This window comes from Streptomyces sp. NPDC127098 (assembly GCF_042722465.1).
In the GTDB taxonomy this organism is placed as follows: Bacteria; Actinomycetota; Actinomycetes; order Streptomycetales; family Streptomycetaceae; genus Streptomyces; species Streptomyces millisiae.
In genome coordinates, this window is record NZ_JBHXFJ010000001.1 from 139,916 (window position 1) to 155,698 (window position 15,783).

Annotated in this window: 13 protein-coding genes; 6 read left to right on the plus strand and 7 right to left on the minus strand. The window is 70.6% G+C overall.

What is annotated here, in order from left to right:
• Positions 1-148: 148 nt before the first annotated feature.
• Positions 149-1,624: a glycoside hydrolase family 43 protein gene (locus ACFWI8_RS00635; RefSeq protein WP_387083995.1), complete on the plus strand. Its 1,476-nt coding sequence runs from the start codon at positions 149-151 to the stop codon at positions 1,622-1,624.
• A gap of 39 nt (positions 1,625-1,663) precedes the next feature.
• On the opposite strand, the gene ACFWI8_RS00640 is transcribed toward ACFWI8_RS00635, so the two are convergent.
• The gene (locus ACFWI8_RS00640) at positions 1,664-2,215 is read right to left on the minus strand and encodes a GNAT family N-acetyltransferase (protein WP_387083997.1); all 552 of its coding nucleotides are present in this window, start codon (positions 2,213-2,215) and stop codon (positions 1,664-1,666) included.
• 50 nt (positions 2,216-2,265) lie between these two features.
• Between ACFWI8_RS00640 and ACFWI8_RS00645 the strand changes: the two genes are divergently transcribed.
• Complete coding sequence (locus ACFWI8_RS00645) at positions 2,266-2,856, plus strand: TetR/AcrR family transcriptional regulator (RefSeq protein ID WP_387083999.1); 591 nt, start codon at positions 2,266-2,268, stop codon at positions 2,854-2,856.
• Positions 2,857-3,011: 155 nt separating this feature from the next.
• The gene (locus ACFWI8_RS00650) at positions 3,012-5,075 is read left to right on the plus strand and encodes a restriction endonuclease (RefSeq protein ID WP_387084001.1); all 2,064 of its coding nucleotides are present in this window, start codon (positions 3,012-3,014) and stop codon (positions 5,073-5,075) included.
• Between the two features lie 52 nt (positions 5,076-5,127).
• On the opposite strand, the gene ACFWI8_RS00655 is transcribed toward ACFWI8_RS00650, so the two are convergent.
• Positions 5,128-6,351 carry a glycoside hydrolase family 1 protein gene (locus ACFWI8_RS00655; RefSeq protein WP_387084003.1) on the minus strand — a complete coding sequence of 408 codons (1,224 nt, stop codon included), beginning with the start codon at positions 6,349-6,351 and terminating at the stop codon, positions 5,128-5,130.
• A 138-nt stretch (positions 6,352-6,489) separates the two neighbouring features.
• Between ACFWI8_RS00655 and ACFWI8_RS00660 the strand changes: the two genes are divergently transcribed.
• Positions 6,490-7,098, plus strand: a complete 609-nt coding sequence (locus tag ACFWI8_RS00660) for a TetR/AcrR family transcriptional regulator (protein WP_387084005.1) — start codon at positions 6,490-6,492, stop codon at positions 7,096-7,098.
• 73 nt (positions 7,099-7,171) lie between these two features.
• On the opposite strand, the gene ACFWI8_RS00665 is transcribed toward ACFWI8_RS00660, so the two are convergent.
• From ACFWI8_RS00665 to ACFWI8_RS00685, 5 genes are all read right to left on the minus strand, one after another.
• Complete coding sequence (locus ACFWI8_RS00665; protein ID WP_387084007.1) at positions 7,172-8,041, minus strand: carbohydrate ABC transporter permease; 870 nt, start codon at positions 8,039-8,041, stop codon at positions 7,172-7,174.
• Complete coding sequence (locus tag ACFWI8_RS00670) at positions 8,038-8,868, minus strand: carbohydrate ABC transporter permease (RefSeq protein WP_387084009.1); 831 nt, start codon at positions 8,866-8,868, stop codon at positions 8,038-8,040. The genes ACFWI8_RS00665 and ACFWI8_RS00670 overlap by 4 nt, the downstream gene beginning before the upstream one ends.
• Before the next feature lie 74 nt (positions 8,869-8,942).
• Positions 8,943-10,274 carry an ABC transporter substrate-binding protein gene (locus tag ACFWI8_RS00675; protein WP_387084011.1) on the minus strand — a complete coding sequence of 444 codons (1,332 nt, stop codon included), beginning with the start codon at positions 10,272-10,274 and terminating at the stop codon, positions 8,943-8,945.
• Between the two features lie 155 nt (positions 10,275-10,429).
• Positions 10,430-11,596, minus strand: a complete 1,167-nt coding sequence (locus tag ACFWI8_RS00680) for a mandelate racemase/muconate lactonizing enzyme family protein (RefSeq protein ID WP_387084013.1) — start codon at positions 11,594-11,596, stop codon at positions 10,430-10,432.
• Positions 11,597-11,629: 33 nt separating this feature from the next.
• Positions 11,630-12,688 carry a tartrate dehydrogenase gene (locus tag ACFWI8_RS00685; protein WP_387084015.1) on the minus strand — a complete coding sequence of 353 codons (1,059 nt, stop codon included), beginning with the start codon at positions 12,686-12,688 and terminating at the stop codon, positions 11,630-11,632.
• Between the two features lie 991 nt (positions 12,689-13,679).
• On the opposite strand from ACFWI8_RS00685, the gene ACFWI8_RS00690 reads away from it, so the two are divergent.
• A complete protein-coding gene (locus tag ACFWI8_RS00690; protein WP_387084017.1) occupies positions 13,680-14,681 on the plus strand; it encodes a helix-turn-helix domain-containing protein in 1,002 nt (333 codons plus the stop codon).
• Positions 14,678-15,655: a helix-turn-helix domain-containing protein gene (locus tag ACFWI8_RS00695; protein ID WP_387084019.1), complete on the plus strand. Its 978-nt coding sequence runs from the start codon at positions 14,678-14,680 to the stop codon at positions 15,653-15,655. The genes ACFWI8_RS00690 and ACFWI8_RS00695 overlap by 4 nt, the downstream gene beginning before the upstream one ends.
• The last annotated feature ends 128 nt before the right edge of the window (positions 15,656-15,783 follow it).

The following is a 15,783-nucleotide window of genomic DNA, read 5'->3' on the forward strand; positions in this document are numbered from 1 at the left end:
GGGGGGTGGGGCGCCGGCGCGAGCGGCGTTGACGGTTCCGACGCGTGGTTCTACATTCCGCCCGAAGCCACGAATGGCATTCGACATACCGAACGAAACGCCGGTGGTGAGGACGTCGCGGCCACCCTGGGAGCGAAGGAGTTCGACCATGCGCCGACCACCCTCCTCACCGCGCCGGAGCCGCACCGGGCTCGGGGCGCTGCTCGTCGCGCTCGTCCTGCTGTTCACCTCGTGGTCGGTGACGGCGGCCGACCGCGCCGCGGCCCTTGACCCCTTCACCGGCTACCTCATGGCCCACTTCACCGGTGAGCACGCCAACGGGGAGCAGGTCTACTTCTCCCACAGCCGCGACGGGCTGCGCTGGACCGACCTCAACGACGGCGCCCCCGTGCTGCTCTCCACCGTGGGCACCCGCGGCGTGCGCGACCCGTCGCTCCTCAGGTCGCCCGCGGGGGACCGCTACTGGATCGTCGCCACGGACCTGCGAATCGCCAGCGGCACCTCCTGGGACGACGCCGCCAACCGGGGCAGCACCTCACTCGTCGTCTGGGAGTCCACCGACCTGGTCAACTGGTCGGCGCCCCGGCTGCTCGACGTGGCCGGCGCCATCCCCGGCGCCGGCAACGCCTGGGCCCCGGAGGCCATCCACGACCCCACCACCGGCGACTACGTCGTCTACTGGGCGACCAACGCCCCACGGAACGGCGTGACCAAGCACCGCGTCCACTACGTGCGGACCCGGGACTTCCGCACCTTCACGGCGCCGCAGCTCTACATCGAACGGGCCGGCACCCGCGGCATCATCGACACCCAGATCGTGGAGGTACCGGACGCGACCGGCGGATACCGCTACTACCGGGCCTCCGCGGACGGGCAGATCACCATCGAGGCCGCCAACGCGATCCTCGGCCCCTGGACCACGCTCGGCGACCTCTCGCACATGGGTATCTCCAACGGCGCCACGGGCGGGAACGTCGTGGAGGGGCCGATGTGGATGCCGTTCAACGACCGGGGCGAGTGGGCCCTGTGGCTCGACCAGTTCGCCACCGGCCGCGGGTACATGCCCATCACCTCGACCAACCTGGGCAGCACCCGCAACTTCACCACCCGTGGCGACTACTCCCTCGGCACCAACCGCAAACGCCACGGCTCCATCCTCGCTCTCACCGCCGCCGAGGAGAGCCGGGTGCTGGCCAGGTGGGGCACCAGCACGCCCGTGAACCGCGTCCAGTCCTACAACAACCAGGACCGGTACGTGCGGCACGCGAACTTCGACGTCCGCGTCGACGCGAACGTCAGCCCCGCTCAGGACGCGCAGTTCCGCGTCGTCCGGGGCCTCGCGGGCGGTTCGGGACACGTGTCCTTCCAGTCGGTCAACTTCCCCGGCTACTACCTCAGACACCGGGACTTCGACTTCGTCCTCGAACCGGACGACGGCTCGGCGACCTTCCGCGAGGACGCCACGTTCCTGCCGGTGGCCGGTCTCGCCGCCTCGTCGTGGACCTCCTACCGGTCGTACAACTTTCCCGACCGGTACATCAGGCACTGGGACTACGAGCTGAGGCTCGACCAGATCACCGACGCGACGGGCCGCGCCGACGCCACCTTCCGGCTGACCAGCTGACCCCGCCCCCGCCCCCGCCGGCGGCCGCGCGCCGCGTGGTCACCGGCGGTGGGCTCGCCATTCGGGGGCGAGGACCGCCCAGATCTGCTTGTCGTACCGCTCGCCGCCGTAGCGCCAGAACTGGCGCCGCACGCCTTCCAGCGTCATGCCGAGCCGCTCGGCCACGGCGGCGCTTCGCTCGTTGTCGGCCCGGCAGTGCCACTCGGCGCGGTGCAGGCCCCGGTCGGTGAAGGCCCAGTCGAGCAGGACGCCGCACGCCCTGGTGACCAGCCCCCGCCCCTCGGCGGCCGGCTCCAGCCAGCAGCCGAGCTCGCACCAGCCGGCGGCGGCGTCGAACTCGGTGAACATCACGCCGCCGACGAGCGTGCCGTCGAGCCAGAGGCCGTACAGCCGGGCACCGTCGGCCGCCTGCCGCTCGGCGTAGCGGCGCAGGGTGCCCCGGGCCCCGTCCACGCCCTCGGTCACGAAACCCGGCCCGACCCACGGCCGGATGTGCTCGCGGGCCCGGTCCAGGTGGGTGGCGAACTCCGTCGCGTGCCAGGTCTCGAGCGGCCGGAGGAGAGCGTCGTCCCGGAGCGGGAGGGAGAACATGATGACCCCACATTCGCATAACAAGCGTTATGAATATGTACGGTAGCAGCATGCCACGTACCAAGGGCGACCACGAGGCCCGTCGTCGCGACGTCTCGGAGGCGGTCTGGCGCGTGTTGGCCGCGCACGGCTTCGGCGGCCTGACGCTGCGCGCCGTGGCCGCCGAACTCGGCGCCACCACCGGCCTGCTCACCCACTACTTCCCCGCCAAGCGCGACCTGGTGGCACACGCCCTCGACCTGCTCGCCGAGCGCACCGCCGCCCGCCCCCGGCGCCCCGCGACCCCGGGCCTCGCCGCCGTGCGGGCCGCCCTGCTGGACATCCTGCCGCTGACCGCGGACGCCATGGCGAGCAACCGGATCTGGGTGTCCTCCTGGGACACCGCGCTCGCCGACCCCGCCCTGAGCGACGACTACGCCCGCAAGTACGCCCGGGGCCGCGCCCGGCTGACCGACCTGATCGCCGCCGCCCAGGACCTCGGCGAACTGCCCCCCGGCGACCCGGCCCGCGTCGCGGCCGGCGCCCAGTCCTTCACCCTGGGCCTGGTCGTGCAGGCCCTGTTCGACCCCGCGACCTTCCCGCCCCCTCGCCAGGTCGAACTCCTCGACGACTACCTGGCCTCGCTGACTCCCCCACCCTGACGGCAGGCCCCCGCCCCCGTCCAGCTCACCACGCCACCGGACACCCGCCAGATCTCCTATGCTTCTTCACGAAAGATCCGGAGGGGTTCCCGGGCGCCGCTGTTCGTGGGGAGCGGGCTCGACCAGCCGGCGTTTCAGGGGAGGGGCTGCTGCGCATGAGTCGTCGGTCTGGTGGTCTGGTCGGTGTCTGGGCCGAGGTGCAGCGCCAGCAGCAGCGGCGGATGGAGGCCGAGGCGCGGCAGCGCAGGGAGTGGGAACGGCAGGCCCGAGCGCATCAGCGGCAGGTGGCACAGGGCTATCGGGAGTACCGGCAGGCGGAGGCACGGCGGCGTACCGAGGAGTTGGAGGAGCGGGTCGCCCGCTTACAGGGGCTGCTGGCGACCGGCTGCCAGGCTCCCGCCTTCCGGTCGGCTGCCCTGCTGCGGCCCGAGGAGGTTCCGCCCTTCGACCCGGGGGCGCTCGCGCAGCCCGTGGTGATGCCGGATCCGAACCGGTACCGGGCGCAGGGGGGTTGGACGGCGAGCCGACGTGCCCAGGCGCAGGCCGAGGCGCGGGCGCGGTTCGAGCACGACTGGCAGGCGGCACAGGTGGCGGAGGCCCAGCGTCAGCAGCGGTTGGCGGCGTACCGGCGGGAGTACGACGAGGCCGTCCAGGCGCTGCTGGCGGAGGTGCGTCGGCACAACGCCGGTGTCCTGGACGTGGTCGAGGGCGTCGGCCACCGGGATCCCGAGGCCGTGGTCGAGTACTTCTCGGCCGCGTTGTACGCCTCCTCAGCATGGCCCGAGGGGTTCCCCCGGCAGGTCTCGGCGGCCTACGACGCGGCGGGGCGGCAGTTGGTGCTCGACTGGGAGCTGCCCGGATTCGACGTCGTCCCCGAGGTGAAGTCGGTGCGGTACATGCCGACGGCGGACCAGGACCGGGAGACGCCTCGGCCGGTGGGGCAGCGACGCGCCCTCTACCGGGAGGTGCTGGCGCAGTGCGCCTTGCTGGTGCTGCACGAGCTCTTCGCGGCGGACGAGTTCGGCTCCCTCGACTCGGTGGCGTTGAACGGCTTCGTCGACGGGCACGATCCGGCGACGGGGCGGCGGGGGCGGATCCACCTGGCGACGGTCATGGCCCCGCGGTCCACGTTCGAGGAACTGCACCTGGCGCAGGTGGAAGCCGTCAGCTGCCTGACCGACGGTCTACGAGGGCAGCTCGCCGCGCGGCCGGACCAACTCGTGGCGGTACGGCCGGGGCGCCGGCCGCAGGACGTCGGGAACCGTGTCGTCACCCATGGCGGCGACGAGGAACCGGACCTCCTCACCATGGACCCGATCGCCTTCGAGTCCCTCGTCGAAAGCCTCTTCCGGGCCATGGGGATGGAAGCCGTGACCACCGAGCGCTCGGGCGACGGCGGAGTTGACGTCGCCGCGACGGATCCCACGCCGATCCGGGGCGGCAGCATCGTGGTGCAGGTGAAGCGCTACCGGAACACCGTTCCGCCCACCGCCGTGCGCGACCTGTACGGAACCGTCCAGCACAGGGGCGCCAACAAGGGCGTCCTGGTGACGACCTCGGGGTTCGGACCCGGCTCCTACGAATTCGCCGCCGGCAAGCCGCTGGAGCTGGTCTCGGGCACCGAACTCGTCGACCTGCTGCATCGGCACGGTCTTCGAGGACGCCTGGGCGACGGGCGGTCACCGGCACCGGCACCGGCGCCGACGACCCCCCAACCCGGTTCGCCGGCCGAGGAGTACAACGTGCTCGGCCTGTCCTGGGCCGGCGATGTCCGTCTGGACGTGTGCGCGCTGGTCTGCCGGGGCAACCGGATCCTCGGCGACGACTACTTCGTCTTCTTCAACAACCCCGGCACGCCGGACGGTTCCGTCCGCGCCCTGTCGGCCGCGGCGCCCGACAGGGCAGCCATCCGCGTCGGCTTCGACGCCCTGCCGGCCGGGGCCGACCGCCTGGTCCTGGTGGCCGCCGTCGACCCGGAAGCCGACCCCGCGGCCGACCTCTCGGGGTTCACCGGCGCCCGCGTTCGGCTGCTCGACGCCACGCGGACGGAACTGGGCCGGCTCGACGTCTCCGACGGTCGCCCGGGCGAGACCGCCCTGGTGCTCGGCTCCTTCCGGCGCAGGTCCACCGGCGACTGGGACTTCGTGGCGGGCGGAAAGGGCTATCCGGGCGGACTGGAACCACTGGTAAGGGACTTCGGCATCGACGTGACGTCGTGAGGCGTGGCACGCCGCGCCGTGCGGCCGAACGGCGCGTGGCGACGTCCGAGGCTCAGGCAGCCGTGGCCCCGGCCGCCCGCAGTCGGGAGAGGTCGCCGCTCTCGGCGACGCGTTGGAAGGCGTAGGCGCTCGGCTTCGGCTGGCGCCGGAATCCCGCGGCGTGGTCGACGGCGACGAGGCCGAACTTGGGCCGGTAGCCCTCGGCCCACTCGAAGTTGTCGAAGGCGGACCAGTGCAGGTAGCCGCGCACGTCGATCCCGTCGCCGATGGCGCGCAGCACCGCGCCCAGGTGGCTCTCCAGGTAGTCGATCCGTTCCGCGTCGTCCTCCGTCGCGATGCCGTTCTCCGTCACGTAGAGCGGCAGTCCGGTCCCGGCGGCCAGGACCAGGACCTCGCGCAGGCCCTCCGGGTACACGGCCCAGCCCATCTGGCTGGTCGCGAAGGAGCGCGGCGGCGGCACGAAGATGGTCGGCGACGCGGGGTCGACCCAGTTCTTGCGGTAGTACTGCACCCCCAGCCAGTCGCCGCCGTCGCCCGGCCGAAGGCCGTCGAGGTAGAGGTCGACGATCTCCGCCCGCAGTTCGTCGCGGTACCGCCGGGTCACCGCGTCCTCGCGGGCGGGCGCCAGTACCGGCAGTTGGACGACGAGTCCTGGCGCGGCGTCGGCGTGCGCCCGCGTCGCGGCGACGGCGCGGTGGTGCGCCTCCAGGAGAACGCGCCCGACGCGCTTCCAGTGGCCGGCGTGCGCGATGCCGGGCGGGTGGTACCCCTCCAGGTAGCCGTGGAGCGCGACCATCTGCGGTTCGTTGATCGTGCAGACGAAGTCGGCCAGGTCGCCGAGCGCCGCCACGGCGCGTGCGCAGTACCGTTCGAACACGGTGAGCGCGTCCGGGGCGAGCCATCCGCCCCGGTCGGCGAACCAGGCCGGGAGCGTGAAGTGGTGCAGGGTCACGAACGACCGGAGGCCACGCTCGCGCAGCGCGGCGAGCACGCGCCGGTAGTGGGCCAGCGCCGCGGCACTGAACTCGCCGGGCGCCGGCTCGATGCGCGCCCACTCCACGGAGAGCCGGTGCGCGGTGTGCCCGAGCGAGGCCAGGAGCTCGAAGTCCTCGCGGTAGCGGTGCAGGTGGTCGATGCCGTCGCCGGACGAGACGTGCACCCCCGAGGCCGGCTCGTGCTCGAAGCGCCACCAGTCGGAGTTGACGTTGCCGCCTTCGACCTGGTGCGCCGACGTCGCGGCTCCCCACAGGAAACCGGGAGGGAAGAGGGTGGTCACGGTCCTCCTTCGCCATGCTCCGAACACCGCCAGCCAGCCAAAGTCTGTCAATGACCGGTTTTACGATAGCCCACCGCGCTGTCATGAGCACGGGTCTCGCCGCGATCACCCCGTCAGGCCTGCGGCTAGCATGTCCGCATGGCAGCGCGCAGACCGTACGCGAAGGGCGAAGCCAAACGCGCCGAGATCGTCGACGTCGCGCTCGAGCTGTTCAGCCGCAAGGGCTATGACCGCACTTCCTTCCGCGAGGTCGCTCGCCTCGTGAACCTGAGCCAGGCCGGCCTGCTGCACTACTTCCGAACGAAGGAGGACCTCTTCGTCGAGGTGCTCCGTCGTCGCGACGAACGCAACACCCGCTTCTACGACCAGACGGTCGACCGCGACGTCACCGTCGAGGGCCTGATCGAGATCATCAAGCACAACGCCGTGGAACCCGGTCTCGTGCGGCTGTACGTCGCGATGTCGGCCGAGAGCACGGACGCGGCGAGCTCGGCACGGCAGTTCTTCGTCAGGCGCTACGAGATGCTGCGCGCGAACATCGCGGCGGACATCCGCCGCAAGCAGGCGGCGGGCGAGCTCCCCGACGCGCTGGATCCGCAGACCACGGCCAGCCTGGTCATGGCCGCCGCCGACGGTCTCCAACTGCAGTGGCTGCTCGATCCGGAGCAGGTGGACATGGGCGCCATGCTCGAGGAGCTGGTCACGCTGCTGCGCGGCACGCCGACCTCGCCGAGCCCCGAGGCCTGATCCCCGAGCAGGCGGGCGGCCCATGGCTCGCGCCCCCGGGCCGCCCCGCTCAGTCGCTCAACCGCTCAACCGCTCAGCCCTTGATCGCCCCCTCCGACAGCCCTTGGACGAGGCGCCGTTGCACGAACAGATAGACGATCACGAGGGGGAGACTCGTCAGGACGACGTGCGCGAAGACGAGGTCCCAGCGGAACGCGACGACCTCCGACGAGGCCGAGGCGAACCGGAAGAGACCGAGCGGAAGGGTCGCGCTCTCCTCGCCCCGCAGCAGGAACAGCGCGAACAGGAACTCGTTCCAGATCGTGATGATCAGGATGACGCCGCCGACCAGGAGCACCGGCAGCAGCGACGGCACGATCAGGAGCCGGAAGATCTGCGGCTTCGAGGCCCCGTCGATCGCCGCCGCCTCCTCGATCTCCACCGACATCGCCCGCACGAACCCGGTGGCGAGGAAGACCACGACACCGAGCCGGGTCCCCACCATGACCAGGAAGTAGCCCAGCCTGGTCCCGTCGATCCCCAGCGTCTGCAGCTCGTAGATGGTGGGCAGGACCGCCGGCGGCAGCAGCACCGACAGCACGCAGACGTTGTAGGCGACCTTCATCGAGACGCGCCGCGACCGGGCGAAGGCCCAGGCGGCCATCGACCCGAACAGCAGCACGGACGCGAGGGTCGGCACGGCGATCGCGAGGCTGTTGAGCAGCGCCGTGGGGTAGTCGCCCTCCTCGAAGACGACCGCGAAGTTGTCCCACCGCCACTCCCGCGGCGGGGCGAGGTCGAGCCTGCTCGCCTCGCCGTAGGGCTTCACCGAGTTGACCAGGAGCAGCCACATCGGGATCAGTACCCAGGGCAGCGCGATCGCTGTCAGTACCAGGACGCGCAGCAGTTCCGAGCGCGGCGGCGCCGGCCGGCGCCGCCCGGCGGTCGTTCCGTGGGCCGTCACGCTTCCACCTCCCGTCGACGCAGGAACGCGATCAGGGGCACGCCGAGCACGACCACCAGGATCGTGATCGTGAGGCTGATCGAGCTGGCCATGCCGAAGAACCCGCCGCTGTACTGCCGGTACATGGCGATGTTGAGGACCGACGTCGCGTCTCCTGGACCGCCGCGGGTCGTCGCCTGGACGATGTCGAACGCGTTGAGGGCGCCGAGGAAGCTCACGACGACGCTGAACGTGAACGAGGGCGCGAGCAGCGGGAACTTCACGGACCAGAAGGCCCGCCACGCGTTCGCGCCGTCGATCTTCGCCGCCTCGACCAGCGACCGCGGTATGGCGTTGAGCCCGGCGATGTACACCAGGGTGACGATGCCGCTCCACTTCCAGACGTCGATGAACGCCACGGCGACGAGCGCGGAGGTCCCGTCGCCCAGCCAGGCGTGGTCGAATCCGGGCGCGACGAGCCCGATCGCCTGGTTCAGCGGTCCGCGGGGTTCGAGGATGGCGCTCCAGATGTAGCCCGCCGCGAGCGGTGAGATCAGCACGGGGAGGAAGTAGAGCGCCCGGAAGAAGGAGTTGCCCCGGTTGGAGCGCTGCATGAGCAACGCGAGCCCGACGCTGATGACGTTCTGCATCAGCATCGCGACGACCGCGTAGGTGACGGTGACGCGGATCGCGACCGGCAGCACCCCGGAGTCGACGAGGTTGACGAAGTTGTCGACGCCGTTGACGGAGATCCGCGACGAGAACCCGGTCCACTGGGTGAACGCGAAATAGACGTTGAGGAGGAAGGGCAGCAGGAAGAAGGCCACCGTCAGGACGAGCGTCGGCACGACGAACGGCCACCACCGCCCCCGGGCCCTCCGTCGGGCCGGCTTCGTGTGGTGAGGCATGACGCCGCGACCACCTATTCCCAGCCCGGCAGGCCGGCGGCCCGCGCGGCCTGTTCGAACACCGTCTGCGAGCGGTTCGCGACCGACTCCGGCGTCTCGCTCCCGCTGAGCAGCCCGGTCATGTGGTTCGGGAACTCCGCGTTGAAGCCGGAGAGGTTGCTGTTGAAGGCGAGCGCGGTGCTGTCCTCGTAGGCCGCCCTCAGCTCCTCGCGTACCCCGGTGTAGCCGCCGGCGGGCGGCTCGGCGCCCGCCAGCACCGGGAAGGTGCCCGACTCGTCCACGAAGTCCTGGTAGCCCTCGTCGGTGGCCCACTGGATGAAGGCGAGCGCCGTGCTCTCGCGCTCCGCGTCGCCGGTCCTCGGGACGTACCAGGTGCCGGCCACGTTGGGCGCCCATGCCGAGACGGCTCCCTCCGCGGCGGGGTAGGCGAAGCCGATCGTCTCCGCCGTGCGCGCGTCGTCGCCGCCGAGCTGCTCGGTGAACATGTCCAGCAGGCCCGACGGCAGGGCCACCATCGCCGCCTCCCCCTCGCTGACCGCCACGATGGAGTCCTCGAACCTGGCGGTCGTGGCGTCGGAGTTGAAGCAGCCCGACTCCTGGAGGCCCTGATACGCCTCCAGACCGGCGACGAAGGGGCTGCCCTCGGCGTCGAAGGTCGTCTCCCGGTCGAGCACCCGCCGCGCCCAGTCCTCGGACTGCTGCGCGGACCCCATGTACATGAGGCCGCCCAGGATCTGGGTCGGCCACGCCGACCCGCCGCTCTCGAAGATCGGCGCGATGTCCGGCGCCTCGGCGCGCAGCGTGTCGCAGATGGCGGCCAGGTCGTCGTAGGTCTCGGGTATCGCGAGACCGTACCGGTCGAACACCTCCCGGTTGTAGAACAGCCCGAAGAGCGAGGGCGAGTCGGTGATCGCGGCGTAGACCTTGCCGTTGAAGGTGCCGGCGCTCCGCAGGATCTCCCGTTCCCGTTCGACGTAGGGCATGTCGGAGAGGTCGTAGAGGTTCTGCTCGGGGTTGAGCTGCCAGAACGACGATGTCGCGTGGTACTCGAGAAGGTCCGGCCGTTCGCCGGAGGCCCATCGGGTCTGCACGCCGGACTCGAACGCGTCCGACGGCATCTCGATGATCTCGAACTCGACGCCCGTCTCCTCGGTGAAGCGCTCGTAGACGTTCATGACCGCGTCGGGATCGGACGGATTGACCCACACGGTGAGCTCGTCGGCCTGCACCTCGGCCGTGCCGTCCGCCGGAACGCCACCACCGGAGCTGGCTCCGCCGGGGGTACTGCACGCGGACAGGACGGCCAGGACCGCGACGCACACGCCGATCGACGCTGATCGCTGCATGGAGGACTCCCTCGGCTTCTGAACCGCGGGATCGGCACACCGAGACCGCGATCGCCGGATGCGATGGGCGGCGAGCCTACAAAACCAGTCATTGACAGGCAAGAGTCTCGACATCCAGGTCCGTCGCGCCCACCACCGCCCCCGGACCTGCGCGGTCAGGCGTGCAGCCCGCGCAGCACCTCGTAGAAGGCCGCCTTGCCCTCGAAGCCGATGCCGGGGATGTCGCTGAGACCGACCCGGCTGTTCTCCACGACGGCGTCGTCGGCGAAGCCGCCGGTGGGCTGGAACTCGCCCGGGTAGGACTCGTTGCCGCCGAGCTTGAGCGCGGCCGCGATGTGCAGGGAGAACTGGTGCCCGCCGTGCGGGACGCAGCGGCGGGAGGACCAGCCGTGCTGACGCAGCATGTCCTGGATGCGCAGGTACTCCACCAGGCCGTAGGAGAGCGCCGGGTCGACCTGGACGTAGTCGCGGTCGGGGCGCAGGCCGCCGTAGCGGATCAGGTTGCGGGCGTCCTGGAGCGAGAACAGGTTCTCGCCGGTGGCGATGGGCCCGGGGTAGTGCTCGGCGACGGTGGCGTTGAGTCGGTAGTCGAGCGGGTCGCCGATCTCCTCGTACCAGAACAGGCCGTAGGGCTCGATGGCCCGCCCGTACTCCAGGGCGGTGGCGAGGTCGAAGCGGCCGTTGACGTCCACGGCGAGACGCGACCCGTCACCGCCGAGCACGTCGATGACGGCCTCGATGCGGCGCAGGTCCTCGGCCAGGTCGGCGCCGCCGATCTTCATCTTGACGACGTCGTACCCCAGGTCGAGGAAGCCGCGCATCTCGTCCTGGAGATCGGCGATCGTCTTGCCGGGGGCGTAGTAGCCCCCGGCGGCGTAGACGAAGACCGAGTCGTCGGGGCGGCCGTCACCGTGGCGGTCCGCGAGGTACCGGTAGAGCGGCTGGCCGGCGATCTTGGCCGCGAGGTCGAACAGCGCCATGTCGACGACGCCGACGGCCACCGAGCGTTCGCCGTGGCCGCCTGGCTTCTCGTCGCGCATCATGACGTCCCATGCCTTGGCGGGGTTGAGCTGGCCCCGCTCGTCGAGCAGGCTCTCCGGGTCCGCGGCCAGCAGCCGCGGCAGCACGCGCCGGCGCAGGATCTCGCCGGCGCTGTAGCGGCCGTTGGAGTTGAAGCCGTAGCCCACCAGAGGCCGGCCGTCGCGGACGACGTCGCTGACGATCGCGACGATCGAGCAGTCCATCGCGCTGAAGTCGATCCAGGCGTTGCGGATCGAGGAGCTGATGGGCACGACGCCCTCGTACGCGGCGGTGATCCTCATCGTGGTCCTTCCTGGTCCGTCGAACCGCGCGGCTCAGAGCAGTTCGAGGAGCTTGTCGGTGAACTCGGCCGTGGACGCGGTGCCGCCCAGGTCGGGGGTGCGCAGGTCGGTCCCGGCCAGGATCGCCGCGATGGCGTCGGTGACGTCCCTGGCGGCCTCGGGATGGCCGAGGTGGTCGAGCATCATGGCGGCCGACGAGATCGCGCCCAGCGGGTTGGCGATGCCCCGGCCGGCGATGTCCGGGGCGGAGCCGTGGACCGGCTCGAACATCGAGGGATGGGTGCGTTCGGGGTTGAGGTTGGCGGCCGGCGCGACGCCGATGGAGCCGGCGACCGCGGCGGCCAGGTCGCTGAGGATGTCGCCGAAGAGGTTGGAGGCCACCACCACGTCGAAGCGGGCCGGGTCGAGGACGAACTTGGCGGCCAGCGCGTCGACGTGTTCCTGCTCCCAGACCACCCGGGGGTGGGCGGCTCCCCGCTCGGCGACCAGTTCGTCCCAGAAGGGCATGGTGTGCACGATGCCGTTCGACTTGGTGGCCGAGGTGAGCCGGCCGCCCCGCTTCTCCGCCAGGTCGAAGGCGTAGTCCAGCAGGCGGGTGACCCCGGCCCGGGTGAACACGGCCTCCTGCACCGCCATCTCCTCGGGGAACCCCCGGTTCAACCGGCCGCCGATCTCGCTGTACTCCCCCTCGACGTTCTCCCGCACCACGACGAAGTCGACCGCGCCCGCGGTCGCCCCGCGCACCGGGCTGTCGATCCCCTCGAAGACCCGGATCGGCCGCAGGTTGACGTACTGGCGGAAGCCGCGGCGGATGGGGATCAGCAGGCCCCACAGGGAGACGTGATCGGGCACGCCCGGGTAGCCGACCGCACCGAGCAGGATGGCGTCCTTGTCGCGGAGCTGGTCGAGGCCGTCCTCCGGCATCATCGCGCCCTCGCGGAGATACCGCTCGCAGGACCAGTCGTCGTAGGAGGTGTAGGAGAAGCCGAAGCCGTGGCGGCGCCCGACGGCGTCGAGGACCTGCCGTGCCGGCGGCAGGACCTCGGTGCCGATGCCGTCACCGGGGATCAGCGCGATGCGATGGTCGGTCATGCCGTCGATTGCACCAACCGGCCCGCCCGGCCGTCCAAGACGGAGTGTCGATCTGCCTCATAAGTCGCGCCTATCAGTGCCTCTTTCCCAGGTCCTGGTAAGCATCTGCCCTGGTCGGGACTCGAACGGAGGTGAGTTCAGGCATGCCCCCGCTGGCAAGGGGGGTAGGAATAGGCTTGGTGTCGCGGTCGTCGGGCACGGATCGGCTGCGCCCGTGCTATCGCCATCGACGGGAGCCAGGATGGGCTGTGTGGACGGCATAGATCCACGTCTGAGGAAAGCGTTGGAGCCCTGTCGGGTTTCTCAACGTTGTGTCCGCTCCCTCCTCCGGCCTCGCGCGGCGCAGGGTTGAGTTGTGGTGCGTCAGCGTTTCCAGTCCCGTGGTCCACGAGGTCGCCGGCAGGCTTCCTCACATCAATGAAGCCATCAGCGTGCTCCTCGTCCATCTCCCCGACCGGTACTCCTGAACCAACCACGGGCACCGCGCCATCAAACGGGGGACGACGTCCAGCACGCGGCAGACCAGTGGGTAGTGCCCAGGTCCGTGTCGCGAAAGCTGCGGCGCGCGAACGCGGTGTCGTTTCCTCCTTGGGGCAGTAGGCCCGGAGAGTGGTGATTCCGATGGCCTCTGGGCGACGGGGACGGTCGTCCCCGCCACTGCTGGCGTCGGATTGATCAGTCACATCGCCGACCGCAACGGGATCAGCCGTGGGGGATGTTCGCGGATGTCCGCCGCGATGGCTCCCTACGCGCGCAGGCGCGCGTGGACGGGCGACGCCCCGGACGTGCGGGTGCCCGCCGTCCGTCGGGTGACACGGCACCGGAACGTGCGCCCTGGGTCGGGTCGGCGGACGCGGGCGGGGTTCGGGGCCCGGAACTCTGGCGCGGTTACGGGAATCGTTGGGAAGGGGAAGGGTTAGTAGCCGTACGGGCTGGATGCCGACGGCACACCGACCCCGGCTCGTTGAACGCTCACCAAAAGGGTGCCCAGGTGATCACGAACAGCCAGTCCACGGAACACTTATCCGCGCCCGACCGGTTCGGGTGGTGGCACGACATGACCATGTCGGCCCTGATTCCCACCGCCATGTACACGGATCACCGGAATGATTTCCGCGCCTCGATCACGGTGGCGGACGTCGGTCTGGCCCAGATCTCGGCCATGAGCTATCCGTCGATCTCCAGCGTCCGCCGGACGCCGAAGCTGATTCGCCGCAGCGATCCCGAATACCTGCAACTGTCCCTGACCGTGCGCGGGCACATGGGTCTCGCCCAGTCACGGAACGAGGTCGCCTTCGGCCCCGGCGAACTGGTGCTCTACGACTCGTCCCACCCCTTCGACGGCTTCGCCCTTCCCGAGCGAGAAGGCGTCGTGGGCCATGTCGTCGCCCAACTGCCACGCCGCCTCGTTCGGGTCCGGCCCGACCAGCTCACGCCCCTGATGTCCACCACACTGCCGAGCGACCGGGGCTTCGGCAAGATGCTCAGGCAGTTCCTCGTCCAGGTGACGACGACGCCCGACGAGTTCGGGCCGTCCGACGGGCCGCGTCTGGCCTTTGTATTCATCGACCTCCTCGCCGCGGCCATCGGACAACGCCTCGACGAGCACACCGCGCCGTCGCCGGACAGACGCCCCCACGCGGTCTTCCTCAGCGTCCGGGACTTCATCCACAGGAACCTCACGGAGCCGGGGCTGTCCCCGGACGCCATCGCCTCGGCGCACCACGTCTCCACCCGCTCACTGCACCGGCTCTTCCAACGGCACGGCACCAGCGTGGCCGCGTACGTCCGCCGGCAACGTCTGGAGCGTGCCCGTCGTGACCTCACCGACCCGCTGCTGGCCGAGTTCCCGGTCAGCGCCATCGCGCAGCGGCTCGGCTTCTCTCATCCGGCCGACTTCAGCCGCGCCTTCAAAGCCGCCTATGGCATGCCTCCACGTGCCTACCGGGGCAGGGCCTTGCGGAGCGCGCCGGCGGGGAAGGAGGAGCGGTGATCGAGACCGTCTTCACGGGCGAGGGCATGACTCCGGCCGAGAGGTTCGAGCAGTGGCGGCAGATGGCGATCGACGCCCACAGCCCCTACGAGATCCTTACCGAGCACATCAGCGATTTCCGGGCCACCATGCGTCTGCTCGACCTCGGCCCTGTCGCGGAAGCATCGTTCTCCTGCCCACCTGTGACCTCGGTCCGCACCCCGAAGCTGATCCGCCAGGCGGACCCCGAACTGCTCTATGTCTCGATCCCCCGTCGAGGGCGCATCGACGTCAGCCGTCATGACGGCCAGGAGGTCTCCGCCGCCACGGGTGAGCTGATGATCATGAGCAGCTCGCTCCCCTACCGCGGCAACATCCGGTCCACTCAGCAACCGGCTGTCGTGGACCAGTTCCTGCTGCCACGGTCCCTGTTGACCGACCTGCCACGGGCGGCCAGCCACGCGCTCAACCTGAGCCTCCCAACGGGAGGTGGGCTCGCCGCGCTGCTCACCCAGTTTCTCACCCACCTGGTTGACGAGACGGACCGCTACGACCATACAGACGTGGGCCCCCTGGGTACCATCGCCATCGACCTGGTCGCCGCCCTGCTCACCCGCCACATCGACCGGCCGCAGCCGCCGGAGAGCCGACCCCGGGTTCTGGCCCTGCGCGTCCGGGAGTTCATCCGGCAGAACCTCGACGACCCGGAACTCACCCCGGCGAAGGTCGCCGCCGCCCACCACATCTCCACCCGCTCGCTGCACCGACTGTTCGAGCAGCAGGAGACCACGGTGGCCGCCTTCATCCGACGCCAGCGCCTGGAGCGTGCCCGTCGTGACCTCGCCGACCCCCGCCTGGCGCACCTGACCATCGCCGCCATCGCCCAGCACGCCGGCTTTCGTTACCCCGCCGACTTCACCCGCTCCTTCAAGACCGCCTACGGGGCAACACCTCGCACATACCGGCACGAGATGACGCGTGCTCAGAGCCCCTGAGGCGCACAAGTGCCGCTACAGCCACGACGGCCCCCGCCTCGAATCCCGGCGTGCCGGGCCGCACCCACCCGCAACGGGGGCGCCGCCCCGTTGACCAAGGGGTCACAGGTGACCGGGCTCTGCGCAGC